This window comes from Rhodococcus jostii RHA1 (assembly GCF_000014565.1).
GTDB classification, from domain to species: domain Bacteria; phylum Actinomycetota; class Actinomycetes; order Mycobacteriales; family Mycobacteriaceae; genus Rhodococcus_F; species Rhodococcus_F jostii_A.
In genome coordinates this window covers 5,377,733-5,390,825 of the sequence record NC_008268.1, presented here as the reverse complement: position 1 = coordinate 5,390,825, position 13,093 = coordinate 5,377,733, and the positions used below count along the sequence as shown (strand labels likewise).

Below are 13,093 nucleotides of genomic sequence, written 5' to 3'. Positions count from 1 at the left end.
CCTCCAGCCTTCTCCTGCGCGTCGGTCACTTCAAGGCCGGTGCCCTTACGCGATGCTCGGGGGATGACATTCAGTATCTCGCACGTGTGCCTGCTGCTGGGCGGGTTCGTCGCGGGAATTGCGTTGAGGTCCACCACGTCCAGTGAGTTCGCGTTCGTGGTCGACGGCGACCGCCTGGACGCGTTGTATGTCGGTCCGGCCGCAGGCGCCTTCCTCGCCGCGATCGTCGCCGTCCTGGTGGCAACGCTGGTTCGTGTCCGCCGGATCATGTCGACGCTGTCGTTCATCGGCCTGGCGCTGCTGGGTGTCGCTCCGGCGACGGGGCCGTGGGAGTCCGAGGTGTATCTCGGCGGAGTCGGTGCGGGCCTTCTGCTCGGCGGCATCGTCGGACTGTGCGCCACCGCCGACCGGGCGTGGTCGCAGACCGCACTCGCGGCGGGGGTTCTCACCGGACTCCTCCTCGCCGGACCGATCGACCATTTCCGGACGCCGGTTCCCCGGCGCTACGCGGACTACCTTCCGGAACCCTTGTTCGAGCCGGTGATGCTGACCGTCCTCGCGCTCACGGCCGTGGTTCTGGCCGTCACGCTCGCGTCCGGCGACTTCGGTGAGCGGACGCTCGCCGCGGTGAGCGGGCGCGCCCTCGTCGTCGGGATCGTTCTGCCGTTGATCGGGCTGGTGCTGTACTGGTGGTTCGTTCGTCGTGTCTGGGACGTGGGCGCTTACGGTGCGACGCAGGGCCGGTGGATGTTCGGACTCGTCCTCGTCGTGGTGGTGATCGCCGCCTCGCTGTGGCTGGAGGGCCGCACCGGGATCGTGTTGCTTGCCGCGATGGCCTTCGTCGCCGCGGGGGACATCGGCGTGGCGTTCCCGGACTCCTGGCCGTGGCTGCTGGTGCCCGCGGCGCTCGCGTTGACGGGTGCCGTGCTCGGCAGGCGCTTCCCGCAGCCGGTGTTCGGCATCGCGGCACTCGCAGTCGTGGCCGCGGCGGCGCTGTTCGAGCACCCGCCGTGGGACAACCTGCACGCCGGTGCGACGTGGCTCCTCCTTCCGCTCGCGGCGTCGTACACGGTCGCGTCGAGTCTGCCGTCGAGCGAATCGGTCACCGCGATGTCGCTGGCGGTGCCGGCCGCGCTGGCCGTCCCGCTGATCGCCGACTACGGGTGGACGGCGTACGCGCCGCTCGTCGGATCCGAGAGCACGCCGGGGCCGGACTCGTGGGCGTGGACATCGACCGGACTGTCGGTGGTTGCCGTGGTCGCGTGCGGACTCGCCGCCGCCTACCTCGGAAAACGCCCCACCTGAACTCATTGCACGATACATACGTTGTGCACCATGCATATGCTGTGTATGGTGCACAAATTGTGTTTCGCTGAGTTGAGGAGATTCGTGTGGACAGTCCGACGCCCGCCGTCCGACCGGGCGGCCTCGTCGCCGTGCTGGCCTTCACCGGCATCGTCGCCGCGCTCATGCAGACCCTCGTGGTGCCGCTGATCGGCGACCTTCCCCGACTGCTCGACACGACCGCCTCCAACGCGTCCTGGGTGATCACCGCGACGCTGCTCGCCGGCGCCGTGGCGACACCGGTCACCGGACGTCTCGGCGACCTGTACGGCAAGCGGCGGATGATGCTGATCTGCACGGTTCCGCTCGTCCTGGGCTCGGTGGTCTGTGCGGTCGCGACGTCCCTGGCCCCGATGGTGATCGGCCGAGGGCTGCAGGGCATTGGTGTGGGCATGATTCCGCTGGGAATCAGCGCACTGCGGGACCTGCTGCCGCCCGAGCGCCTGCACTCCTCCATCGCCTTGATGAGCTCGTCCATGGGCATCGGCGGCGCCCTCGGTCTGCCGCTCGCCGCAACGGTCGCGGAGAATGCGAGCTGGCGCGTGCTGTTCTGGGGCGCCGCCGGGCTCAGCGCGCTGATCGCCGTGCTGCTCTGGTTCTTCGTGCCTGCCACACCCGTCCACGGACCCAAGGCCCGCTTCGATCCCATCGGCGCAGTCGGACTGGGTGTCGGACTGGTGTCCCTGCTGCTGGCTGTGTCCAAGGGCGCCGACTGGGGCTGGGCGAGCAGCACCACCCTCGGTCTGTTCGCGACCACGGTCGTCGCGTTGACGGCCTGGGGCTGGTGGGAACTCCGCACTCCCGAACCGCTGGTCGACCTGCGGGTGATCGCCGGCCGTCAGGTGCTGCTGACCAACGCCGCGTCCGTCGTCGTCGGTTTCGCCATGTACGCCCAGTCCCTGATCGTTCCACAGCTCCTGCAGTTGCCGGCGTCTACGGGATACGGCCTGGGACAGTCGATGCTGGCCATGGGTCTGTGGATGGCCCCCTCGGGTCTGATGATGATGGCGGTCTCCCCCTTCGGCGCCAAGCTGTCATCCACCCGCGGGCCGAAGGTCACCCTGCTCGTCGGAAGCCTCGTCATCGCGCTCGGCTACGGATCGTCGATGTTCCTGATGGGGTCGACGTGGGGCCTGGTCGTGGTGACCTGTATCTGCGGCTCGGGCGTCGGTCTGGCCTACGGTGCGATGCCCGCCCTGGTGATGAGCGCCGTGCCGCAGTCCGCGACCGCCTCCGCCAACAGCGTCAATTCTCTGATGCGCTCGGTCGGTACCGCGGTGTCCGCTGCCGTCGTCGGTGTGGTTCTCGCCCAGATGAGCGTCCAGGTCGCCGGCCACACCCTGCCCACCGAGGGCGGCTTCCGAACCGGCCTGTTGATCGGTTGCGGTGTCGCACTGGTCGCCGCGGCCATCACGCTGGCCATCCCCACTCGCCGCGTCACCCCCGCGGCGCCGAACTCGATTACCCCCGAACCGCTCGCACCGTCGAAGGTGTAGCCCTGCTGATCGCCTACTTGTGGAGGGCGTACCCCGCCACGGGGTTGCCGTTGATGTAGACGGTGCCCTCGTAGGTGCCGTCGGGCCTCGGGGTGATCCGGTCGGTCAGGAACGGCAGCCCGGAAGGGCTGTAGTCGGTGACGAGGGAACCGCTCGCTTCCGGTGTGGTCATGCCGAAGATGTACGGAAAGAACACACCGAAGTTGTCCATGACCCACCCGGGCCCGAACGTCTTGCCCTTCCAGATCAGGTCGCCACCGAGAACGTTGGTGGTGCCGAGGTATGTCCCCGCAGGCAACGGGACCGGCATCGGCGCGGGTAGCGGCGGCGGCATGGGCGCCGGCACCGGGTCTGCCGCGGCCGTCCCCGCGGCGAAGAAAGACAGGCCGGCCACCGCGACGGCCCCGACTGCGACCTTGCGCATGATGTCCATGAGTTCTCCGTATATCGAGGTGCGTGGCGGAAAGTGTCGCACGGACCGGGCTGTCACAGGGCGAGTGTGAAGAAGATGCTGTTCGGATCGTTGCCGTAGCTCCCGAACGGGGGGCATTCGGTGAAGCCGTGCTCGGTGTACAGGCGCCTGGCCGGGGCGAAGAAGTCCTCGGTGCCGGTCTCGAGGTTGAGCCGGACGTACCCGCGTGCCCGCGCCTCGTCGACCAGATGCGCGAGGAGCCGGCTGGCCACACCCCGCCCGCGCGCCTCGGTGGCCGTCCGCATCGACTTGATCTCGCCCTCGGCCGGCGAGAGCTCACGCAGAGCCACGGTTCCCAGCACCGTCTCCTCGTCCCAGAGCGTCCACACGGTGACCGACGGGTCCCGCAAGCCGGGCAGATCGAGGGCGTGAACACTGTCGGGCGGCGACGTGGCACGCATGTCCGCCAGGTGCTCGGCCAACAGTCCGTGCACGGCCTCGCGGGACAGGTCGTCGACTTCGATGTACACGTGCAGGCTCTCGACTTTCGGTTTCGACCGGGCAACGATGTCGAGTATGCCGAAGCCCGCGCGAGAAATCGCAACGAGTACCGCGCTGCCTGAACCGCGGCGCACCATGGGGAGATGACCGAGACAGTTCTGCGCCTGAGCACCCGCCAAGGGCGGTGGGTGATCACCGCGACCGTTCTCGGTTCGAGCCTCGCGCTACTGGACGGCACGGTGGTGAACATCGCCCTGCCGCACATCGGCGAGGACCTCGGGTCGGATGTCGCGGGAATGCAGTGGGTACTGAGCGGGTACACCCTCGCCCTGGCGTCGCTGATCCTGCTGGGCGGGGCGCTCGGGGATCGCTGGGGCAGGCGCCGCGTCTTCGTCTGGGGGACGGTCTGGTTCGCGGCGGCGTCACTCCTGTGCGGCATCGCACCCGACATCACGATGCTCGTGATCGCACGGATTCTGCAGGGTGTCGGGGCCGCGATGCTGACCCCCGGCAGCCTCGCTCTGATCTCGGCCTCGATCCACGAGGACGACCGGGGTGCCGCAATCGGACTGTGGTCGGGACTCGGCGGGGTGGCGGGGGCGATCGGCCCTCTCCTGGGCGGCTGGCTGGTGGAGGTGGCCGGCTGGCGGTCGGTGTTCCTGCTCAATCTTCCGTTCGCCGTCGTCGTCGTGTGGGCGTCGATGCGGCACGTCCCGGAGAGCCGCGACCCGCATCCGCCCGATCACCTCGACGTGCTCGGGTCGGTGTGCGCGGTGATCGGCCTCGGCGCGCTCACCTACGGTCTGATCGAGATGAACCTGATCGCCGGGGTGGTCGGGACCGTCGCGCTGATCGCGTTCGTCGTGGTGGAACGGCGTTCACCGAACGCCCTGGTGCCGCCGAGTTTGTTCGCGTCGCGCATGTTCGTGGTGGCAAACCTGGTGACGCTCGCCGTGTACGCCGCACTCGGCGGCGTCTTCTTCCTCCTGGTCCTGCAGTTGCAGTTGGTGGCCGGATACTCGCCGATCGAAGCCGGAGTCGCCACCATCCCGATCACGCTGGCGATGCTGGCGTTCTCCTCCCGCGCCGGCAGCTACGCCCAGACCCACGGCCCACGGCTGCCGATGACCGTCGGGCCCGCACTCGCAGCGATCGGCCTGCTGTTGATGACCCGGATCGGGCCGGGTGCGAACTATTGGACGGTCGTGCTCCCCGGCGTCGTCGTCTTCGGCCTCGGACTGTCCGCCATGGTCGCGCCGCTGACCGCCGCCGTGCTCGGGTCGGTCCCGGTCGACCAGTCCGGCATCGCCTCCGGGGTGAACAACGCCGTCGCGCGCACCAGCCAGCTGCTGGCGGTGGCCGCACTCCCCGGGATCGCCGGGATCGACGCCGAAAGCATGATCGACCCCGACAGCTTCTCGCAGGGCTTCCGCATCGCGATGTACATCTGCATCGCACTGCTCCTGGTCGGGGCGACCATCGCCGCAGCCCTGATCCGGGCGCCCGCCCCGCCGACTCCCCCCGCGGATTCGGTTGCATGCAAACCACATTGCGACGTCACCGGCCCGGCAGTGCAACCGACCCTCGCCCGGTCGAACCGTACTCCCCCGAACGGGTGACGCGCCCGCAGGCCACACCGTCACGCGCGCTTTCGTATCCTGGTCGGGTGGCGATTTCCGGTACCGATCCCGCGAGCGTCCGGGTCGACAGCTGGACCTGGGCGACCCGGCTGTTCAAAACGCGGTCCGCGGCGGCGGCCGCCTGCAGGTCGGGGCACGTGCGGGTCAACGGCACCACCGCCAAACCGGCGCAGCCGGTCAAGGCCGGTGACGAGGTCCGCGTTCGCGCGGCGGGTGTCGAACGCATCGTCGAGGTTGTCCGGCCGATCACCAAACGGGTCGGCGCGGTGGTGGCGGTCGAGTGCTACACCGACAACACACCACCGCCCCCACCGCGCGAAGTCCTCGCGTCGATACCGCAGCGCGACCGCGGCGCCGGCAGGCCCACCAAACGCGAACGCCGCGAGATGGACCGGTTGCGCGGGTTGTGACCGCTCAGGCCGGGGTGTGGCTGAGGATGCGCAGGGCGGCCGGCACCGCCTCGATGGTGACGGGCAGCGGGCCGACCCGGTCGCCGTCCGCGTAGGCCGTGATGCCGTCGCACTGCAATCGCACCGTCCGTGAACGGTAGGTCTGCACGTCGGGGAGATCCACGTGTGTGCCCTTGTAGACCCGGGGGAACAAGCGGACCAGCCTCGACCGGCGACCGTAGTCGACGACCGTGACGTCGAGCAGGCCGTCGGTCTTGTCGGCGCCCGGGCAGATCTGCATGCCGCCGCCGTAGGAGCGTCCGTTGCCCACCGCCACGAGGGTGGCGTCCACCTGGAACCTCTCCTCGTCCAATTCGATGCTGTAGTGCAGCGGGCGGAGCTGCGTCAGTTCGGCGAGCATCGCGAGGTTGTACCGCATCGGACCCTTCGGCCAGGACATCCGGTTGGCGCGGTCCGTGACGAGCGAGTCGAATCCGCTCGCCACGATGGTGCCCGCCCACACCACCGCGCCGTCCGTGAGCGTGATCCTGGCGAGGTCGGACTCCTGCACCTCCCCGTCGGCGATCACGTCGGCCGCGGCGACGGGATCGCCAACGGGGATACCGAATTCGCGCGCGTGGTCGTTGCCGGTGCCGGCCGGGATCAGCCCGACCGGCGTCCCGGACTGCGCCGCCGCCTGCAACCCGATGCTGATGGCGCCGTCCCCGCCGACGACGACGAGCGCGTCGGTGCCGTCGTCGATCGCCCGGCGCGCCAGCATGCGCGCGTGATCGGCATCCGTTCCGATGATCTCGGTGACGGCGACCCCGCGCTCACGCAGGCGGGCCACCCCCTTGCGGCCGGCGACGGGTGCGTGACCGTGACCGGCGAGGGGGTTGACGAGGACGGTGACCTTCTCGATCACCTGCTGGGTGCTCACGGAATCAGCTTGCCGGGGTTGAGGATTCCCACCGGATCGACCGTGTCCTTGACCGCCCGCAGAATCGCGACGCCCAGGTCGCCGATCTCGTCCCGCATCCACGGGCGGTGGTCGACTCCGACCGCGTGGTGGTGCGTGATGGTGCCGCCGGCGGCGACGATCGCATCACCGGCGGCGGTCTTGGCCTTCCGCCACTGTTCGATCGGGTCGTCCGCCTGCGCGGACACGACGGTGAAATACAGCGAGGCGCCGGTCGGGTACGTGTGCGAGATGTGGCAGAGGACGAGCGGCGGGGTGCCCTGCCCGGACAGCGACTCCGTCAGCGCGGTGGTCACGGCCGTGCGGAGCGCAGCGAGGTTGCCCCAGGTGGTCGCGGTTTCCAGCGTCTCACACAGCGCTCCGGCGTCGAGCAGCGAGTCGCGCAGGTACGGTGCGTCGAAACGGCCGTGCTCCCAACCGTTTCCGGGCCCCTCGCCCAGGGACGTGCCGCCGTGCGCCACCAGCACGGCACGAGCCTCCGCCGTCCGCTCCGCGGTGTGCTCGGCGGTGCCCTCGAACGTCGTGATCGCCAGGCAGCCGCCGGTGACGGTCTCCTCACCGATCTTGTCGGTGGTCGCGAGGTTCACCGCCGTCTCCGCCTCGTCGGACAGCCGCAGCACGGTCGGGACCGCACCTTCCTGCCGCAACGCACGCAGAGCCGCCGCGCCCGTCTCGAAGTCGGGGAAACTCCACCCTTCCCGGACGGTGGTGTCGGGGACCGCGTGCACCCGCACCCGCACCCGGGTGATCACGCCGAGCGTGCCCTCCGACCCGACGAACAATTCGCCGAGGTCCGGACCCGCCGCGGAGGCCGGGGCGCGCCCCGTGTCGAGGGTCCCGGTGGGGGTCACCACCCGCAGTCCCTGCACCATGTCCTCGAACCGCCCGTACCCCGCGGACGCCTGCCCCGACGACCGGGTGGCCGCGAAGCCGCCGATGGTCGCGAACATGAAGCTCTGCGGGAAGTGCCCGAGCGAGAAGCCGTGCGCGCCGAGCAGTTCCTCGGCGAGCGGACCCGTCACGCCCGCGCCCAGCGTCGCGATGCCGGAGTCGGTGTCGAGGTCGATGAGCGCGTCGAACCGGCGCAGGTCCAGCGAGACGACGGCGTCGAATCGGTCGCGCACGGGGTCGAGTCCGCCGACCACGCTCGTTCCGCCCCCGAACGGCACCACCGCGATGCCGTGGTCGGCGCAGTATCGGAGCACGTCGGCGACCTCGGCGTCGGTGCCGGGAGTGATCACGGCGTCGGGTGCGTTCTGCGGTTCGGTGCTGCGGCGACGCAGCAGGTCGAGCGTGCTCTTGCCGCCGGAACGCAGCAGCCGGTCGGAGTGCGCGGTGCTGCAGAACTGTTCTCCGACGATGCCCGCGAGCGCGGCGATCTGCTGGTCTGACAGTGCGCTGGGAGCCAGGACGACGTCGTCGGCCACCCGGTCGGAGGGTTCCCTGATCGTGACGCCGAGGGCCTGCTGGAGCAGTCCTTTGACGCCGTCCGAGAGGACCTTGTGCTTTTCCGACGCACCCCAGGCGTCCCACTGCATCGGGGGAGCCGTCAGGACGGCGTGATCTTCCGATCGCTCATTGCTCATGCGTTATAGTGTTACACATCATGTAAGAGTGTAACTAGCCCTTTCGGCGACCGCCCCGCTCCCGCCACACCTGACGAATGGGCCGCAGCACCAATCCCATCTGCCTCCGCGTCTTCCCACGCGTCACCAGAACACCCGTGATCGCCACGATCCAGACCGGGTACTGCACGAGCCAGGCCACCCGGAACGCGTCGAACGAGTACCCGCCCATCGCGTCGAGGATGAGACCCATCGCCTGGATGACCAGCAACGACGCCAGGAAGCCGCCGATGTTGACCATTCCCTGCGCCGTTCCCATGCTGGTGCTGGGATTGAACATGCGGGCGTAGTCGAAGCCGATCATCGAACCGGGGCCGCCCACCGAGATCACCATCACCAGCACGATCAGCAACCAGATCGGCGCCGGACCCGGCAGCGACAGGACGACGGTCCAGATCGCCGCGTTGCTGATCATGATCGCCAGCACCAGATAGGAGCGGCGCATCGGGAACCGGCCGCTGAGGATGCCGATGATCGGCCCGGCCACGATCGCCGAGATCACCGACAGGGTCAGCAGCGAACCGGCCTCCGCCGGCGACAACCCCTGCGCCGACCTCAGGTACGGCACACCCCACAACAGGGCGAACGTGGTCATCGAGAACTGCGTGCCCATGTGGGTGAAGAACCCGAGCCGGGTGCCGGGACGACCCCACACGGCGCGGATCTGCTTGCCCACCTCCCGCAGTCCGGCGGGCGCGGCCACCACCTCCAGACCGGGCGGCGCATTGCGGATGACGGACACGGCGAGCACGAACGACAGCAAACCGAGCGACGCCGCGCTGCCGTACGCGAAACCCCAGCCCGGCCCGTTCAGCAACAGCATCAACGGCAGCGCCGACAGGATCTGACCGATCTGACCGAAGATGCCGGTCAGCTGCGACACGAGCGGGACCCGCCGCGGCGCGAACCACTGCGGCACCAGGCGCAGCACGGAGATGAACGTCATCGCGTCGCCGACGCCGACGAGAACGCGCGCGGCGACCGCCAGCGGCAGCGATTCGGTGAGCGCGAGGAGCATCTGTGCCGAGGCCATGATGAGGGCGCCCGCGGAAATCATGATCCGCGACCCGTACCGGTCGAGGAGCACACCCGCCGGGATCTGCATCCCCGCATACACCACGATCTGGAGTACGACGAAACCCGACAACACACTCGGACTGATCGAAAATCGTTCCGTCGCCGCGAGGCCCGACACACCGAACGAGGTTCGATGCAGGACGGCGACGATATAAGCGACAACCCCGACGCCCCACACCAACCACACTCTGCTCATCGCAGATCAAACTACCCCCCAGCAGGCATTACCCGCTGAGTGAAGTCACTCGCGGCCCAGCGACACCCAGGTCGGATCGGCCGTGCGCTCGCCGACGGTGAGATCCGCGAGCAGGTCCAGGCGCGCGATCTGCCCCTCGGTCAGCGTGACTGCGAGCGCGCCGGCGTTCTCCGTGACGCGCGCCGCGAACCGGGTGCCGGGAATCGACACGGACGGCAACCCGAACTCGCGGCCCTTCGCGTCCAGCCACGCCAGCGACACCTGGGCGGGCGTCGCGTCGAGTTCGGCAGCGACCTCGCGGACGACGTCGAGCACCTTCAGGTTCGCCGGCAGTGCATCGTCGCCGAAACGCGGGAACCGGCGGCGCAGATCCTTGTCGCCCAGCGTGGCCGGGTCGTACGTTCCGGTGAGGAAGCCCCGGCCCACCGGCGAGTACGGCACGAAGCCGATGCCCAGTTCGGCCGCCGCGGGAACGACGTGCTTCTCGACGTCGCGGCTCCAGATGCTCCACTCGCTCTGAATCGCGGCGATGGGGTGCACCTGTGACGCGCGACGCAGTTCGTCGCCGGTCGCCTCCGACAGTCCGATGTTGCGGACCTTGCCTGCCTTCACCTGTTCCGCGATCGCGCCGACGGTGTCCTCGATGGGCACCTCGGGGTCGACGCGGTGCAGGTAGTACAGATCGACGGTGTCGACGCCGAGCCGGGACAGCGATTCGTCGAGGGCCTGCGCCACGTAGTCGGGCTTGGCGTTGATGCTGCGCCGGCCGTTCGCGATGTTGCCGACGAGACCGAACTTGGTGGCCAGCTGCACCTCGTCGCGGCGTTCCTTCAGCACCGTGCCCACCGCGATCTCACTCGCGCCGTCGCCGTACACGTTGGCCGTGTCGATGAACGTCACTCCGATGTCGATGGCGTGGTGGAGGGTCGCGAGCGCCTCCGCGGCATCGACGGGGCCGTACACGGGGGCGACGGACATGGCGCCGTAGCCCTGCGCGCTGACGGTGAGGCCTTCGGACAACTGCACGGTGGGGATGTTGGTCATGCGCACCATCCTTCCCGAGCACTCCGACAGGTGCATCGTTTGGAATCGCGCTGATCGTGACCCGGCTGGCTCTACCCTGAAGACATGGCATTCGACTGGTTCGAACTCGCCCGCATCGCCCACCGCGAGTTCGGTGCACGGGTCGCCGCGATCACCGACTGGTCGGCGCCGACCCCGGACCGCGAATGGGACGTCACCCACCTGGTGCGGCACGTCATCGAGGAACAGCAGTGGGTTCCCCCACTGCTTGCCGGGAAGACGGTCGGCGAAGCGACCCCGGACATCGAGCCCCTGCACGGCGACATGCGGTCGGAATGGCAGCGGTATTCGGACGCGGCCATCCACGCGTGGTCGTCGACCGACCCGCAGACGCAGGTCCACCTGTCCTACGGGACGGTGCCGCTCGAGCCGTATCTGCGGCAGCAGATCGCCGACGTCACCATCCACGCATGGGACCTCGCCAAGGCCACCGGATCCGACGACACACTCGACCCGCACCTCGTCGCCGGCGTCTGGTCGGATCTCGACGGCCAACGCGAGATGCTCTCCGAGAGCGGACTGTTCGCCGACCCCGTCGACGTTCCCGACGACTCGCCGCTGCAGGATCGCCTGATCGCCCTGACCGGTCGCGATCCCCGGCAACGCATTTAACCAACCGCCGCGGAGGGTCCCGCCTACGCTGGGTGACATGAGTACCCCGGATCCCAAACCCCGCAGCCGTGACGTCACCGACGGATTGGAGAAGACCGCAGCGCGCGGAATGCTCCGTGCGGTGGGCATGGGCGACGACGACTGGGGGAAATCCCAGATCGGCGTGGCGTCGTCCTGGAACGAGATCACCCCCTGCAACCTGTCGCTCGACCGGCTCGCGAAGGCCGTCAAGGACGGCGTCCACGCCGCAGGCGGGTATCCCCTCGAGTTCGGCACCATCTCCGTGTCCGACGGCATCTCGATGGGACACGAGGGCATGCACTTCTCCCTCGTCTCCCGTGAGGTGATCGCCGACAGCGTGGAAACGGTGATGCAGGCCGAACGCCTCGACGGGTCGGTGCTCCTCGCCGGTTGCGACAAGTCCCTGCCCGGCATGCTGATGGCCGCGGCCCGCCTCGACCTCGCGAGCGTGTTCCTCTACGCCGGTTCGATCCTGCCCGGTGTCGCAAAAATGTCCGACGGCACCGAACGCGACGTCACCATCATCGACGCGTTCGAGGCGGTCGGCGCCTGTTCGCGCGGACTGATGAGCCGTGAGGACGTCGACGCCATCGAGCGTGCCATCTGTCCCGGCGAGGGCGCGTGCGGCGGAATGTACACCGCGAACACGATGGCCAGTGCCGCCGAGGCGCTCGGCATGTCGCTGCCCGGCAGCGCCTCCCCGCCCGCCACCGACCGTCGTCGCGACGGATTCGCGAGGCGCAGCGGTGAAGCCGTCGTCGAACTGCTCCGCCGCGGCATCACCGCCAGGGACATCCTCACCAAGGAAGCGTTCGAGAACGCCATCGCCGTGGTCATGGCCTTCGGCGGTTCCACCAACGCCGTCCTGCACCTGCTGGCGATCGCGAGCGAAGCGGATGTGGAACTGACCCTCGACGACTTCTCCCGCGTCGGCGCCCGCGTCCCGCACCTCGCGGACGTCAAACCGTTCGGCAAGCACGTGATGAAGGACGTCGACCACATCGGCGGCGTCCCCGTCATCATGAAGGCCCTGCTCGACGCCGGGATGCTGCACGGCGACTGCCTCACCGTCACCGGCAAGACCATGGCCGAGAACCTGTCGGCCATCGCCCCTCCCGACCCGGACGGCAAGGTGCTCCGCGCGATGAGTTCGCCCATCCACCCGACCGGCGGAATCACGATCCTCAAGGGGTCCCTCGCCCCGGGCGGCGCGGTGGTGAAGTCGGCCGGGTTCGACTCCGACGTCTTCACCGGCACCGCCCGCGTCTTCGAACGGGAACGCGCCGCGATGGATGCCCTCGAGGACGGCACCATCACGAACGGCGACGTCGTGGTCATCCGCTACGAGGGCCCCAAGGGCGGTCCCGGCATGCGCGAGATGCTCGCGATCACCGGCGCGATCAAGGGCGCCGGGCTGGGCAAGGACGTCCTCCTGCTCACCGACGGCCGATTCTCCGGCGGCACCACCGGCCTGTGCGTCGGCCACGTGGCACCGGAAGCCGTCGACGGCGGTCCCATCGCGTTCGTCCGCGACGGCGACCAGATCCGACTGGACGTCGGAACGGGCACCCTCGAACTGCTCGTCGACGAAGAGGAACTCGCCGGCCGCAAGAACGGGTGGGAGCCTCTGCCCCCGCGCTACACCCGCGGGGTCCTGGCCAAGTACACGAAGCTCGTCGGTTCCGCCTCGGGCGGCGCCGTCTGCGGGTAGGCGCTTC

Annotated in this window: 12 protein-coding genes; 6 read left to right on the top strand and 6 right to left on the bottom strand. The window is 69.1% G+C overall.

Annotated elements, in window-relative coordinates; genetic code table 11:
* The first annotated feature begins 63 nt into the window (after positions 1 to 63).
* Both RHA1_RS24940 and RHA1_RS24935 read left to right on the top strand, forming a co-directional pair.
* Positions 64 to 1,305, top strand: coding sequence for a membrane protein (locus tag RHA1_RS24940; protein ID WP_011597335.1), 1,242 nt, complete (start codon positions 64 to 66; stop codon positions 1,303 to 1,305).
* A gap of 86 nt (positions 1,306 to 1,391) precedes the next feature.
* Entirely contained in the window at positions 1,392 to 2,840 is a 1,449-nt protein-coding gene (locus RHA1_RS24935; RefSeq protein ID WP_009478130.1) for an MFS transporter, read from the top strand.
* A 13-nt stretch (positions 2,841 to 2,853) separates the two neighbouring features.
* On the opposite strand, the gene RHA1_RS24930 is transcribed toward RHA1_RS24935, so the two are convergent.
* Both RHA1_RS24930 and RHA1_RS24925 read right to left on the bottom strand, forming a co-directional pair.
* Positions 2,854 to 3,273: a hypothetical protein gene (locus RHA1_RS24930; RefSeq protein ID WP_005561883.1), complete on the bottom strand. Its 420-nt coding sequence runs from the start codon at positions 3,271 to 3,273 to the stop codon at positions 2,854 to 2,856.
* Between the two features lie 53 nt (positions 3,274 to 3,326).
* Complete coding sequence (locus tag RHA1_RS24925; protein WP_009478129.1) at positions 3,327 to 3,890, bottom strand: GNAT family N-acetyltransferase; 564 nt, start codon at positions 3,888 to 3,890, stop codon at positions 3,327 to 3,329.
* A 6-nt stretch (positions 3,891 to 3,896) separates the two neighbouring features.
* On the opposite strand from RHA1_RS24925, the gene RHA1_RS24920 reads away from it, so the two are divergent.
* Together RHA1_RS24920 and hslR are read left to right on the top strand one after the other, a co-directional pair.
* Positions 3,897 to 5,372, top strand: coding sequence for an MFS transporter (locus RHA1_RS24920; protein WP_011597334.1), 1,476 nt, complete (start codon positions 3,897 to 3,899; stop codon positions 5,370 to 5,372).
* 47 nt (positions 5,373 to 5,419) lie between these two features.
* Positions 5,420 to 5,803, top strand: coding sequence for an Hsp15 family ribosome-associated heat shock protein (hslR, locus tag RHA1_RS24915; RefSeq protein WP_041811975.1), 384 nt, complete (start codon positions 5,420 to 5,422; stop codon positions 5,801 to 5,803).
* A 4-nt stretch (positions 5,804 to 5,807) separates the two neighbouring features.
* Here the strand turns inward: hslR and RHA1_RS24910 are convergent, their stop codons facing one another.
* The 4 genes from RHA1_RS24910 to RHA1_RS24895 all read right to left on the bottom strand — a co-directional run bounded on the left by RHA1_RS24910 (position 5,808) and on the right by RHA1_RS24895 (position 10,703).
* Positions 5,808 to 6,722 (bottom strand): diacylglycerol kinase, encoded by a 915-nt coding sequence (locus tag RHA1_RS24910; protein ID WP_041811972.1) that lies wholly within the window; start codon positions 6,720 to 6,722, stop codon positions 5,808 to 5,810.
* Positions 6,719 to 8,299: an FAD-binding oxidoreductase gene (locus RHA1_RS24905; RefSeq protein ID WP_050787375.1), complete on the bottom strand. Its 1,581-nt coding sequence runs from the start codon at positions 8,297 to 8,299 to the stop codon at positions 6,719 to 6,721. Before RHA1_RS24905 ends, RHA1_RS24910 begins: the two co-directional genes overlap by 4 nt.
* An 82-nt stretch (positions 8,300 to 8,381) precedes the next feature.
* The gene (locus RHA1_RS24900; RefSeq protein WP_011597330.1) at positions 8,382 to 9,659 is read right to left on the bottom strand and encodes an MFS transporter; all 1,278 of its coding nucleotides are present in this window, start codon (positions 9,657 to 9,659) and stop codon (positions 8,382 to 8,384) included.
* Between the two features lie 45 nt (positions 9,660 to 9,704).
* Entirely contained in the window at positions 9,705 to 10,703 is a 999-nt protein-coding gene (locus RHA1_RS24895; protein WP_081437533.1) for an aldo/keto reductase, read from the bottom strand.
* A gap of 84 nt (positions 10,704 to 10,787) precedes the next feature.
* Here RHA1_RS24895 and RHA1_RS24890 point away from each other — a divergent pair, with 84 nt between their 5' ends.
* A complete protein-coding gene (locus RHA1_RS24890) occupies positions 10,788 to 11,354 on the top strand; it encodes a TIGR03086 family metal-binding protein (protein ID WP_009478122.1) in 567 nt (188 codons plus the stop codon).
* Between the two features lie 37 nt (positions 11,355 to 11,391).
* Complete coding sequence (gene ilvD, locus RHA1_RS24885) at positions 11,392 to 13,086, top strand: dihydroxy-acid dehydratase (RefSeq protein ID WP_009478121.1); 1,695 nt, start codon at positions 11,392 to 11,394, stop codon at positions 13,084 to 13,086.
* Positions 13,087 to 13,093: the final 7 nt, after the last annotated feature.